The sequence below is a fragment of the Curtobacterium sp. MCBA15_009 genome, assembly GCF_001864895.1.
Taxonomy (GTDB): Bacteria; Actinomycetota; Actinomycetes; order Actinomycetales; family Microbacteriaceae; genus Curtobacterium.
In genome coordinates, this window is sequence record NZ_MJGO01000019.1 from 1 (window position 1) to 318 (window position 318).

Annotated in this window: 1 protein-coding gene; it reads right to left on the minus strand. The window is 68.6% G+C overall.

Features of this window, described 5'->3' with window-relative positions:
• The coding region (locus BIU97_RS05660; protein WP_254782921.1) for an Ig-like domain-containing protein at nucleotides 1–318 on the minus strand (318 nt) is incomplete at both ends.

Sequence of the window (318 nt, forward strand, 5' to 3'; positions counted from 1 at the left end):
GACGATGGTGAAGTCGCCGTCGTCGTCTGCGGTGCCGCGGCCGAGTTCCTTCCCGTCCTCGTCGCGGACGATGACGGTCGAGCCAGCCTCGGCGGTGCCGGTGATCGGACCCGTGCCGTCCGCGAGATCGGACGGGCTAGTGACGACCGGCTTTTCCGGAGCCTCGGTGTCGATGTCGACGGTGGTCTCGGTCGGCTTCGAGGTGTTGCCGACCTTGTCCTGCGCGACGACTTCGAGCTCGTGGTCGCCGTCGGTGAGGGGCCGGTCGAGTTCGACAGTCCAGTCGCCGTTGTCGTCTGCGGTGCCGCGGCCGAGTTC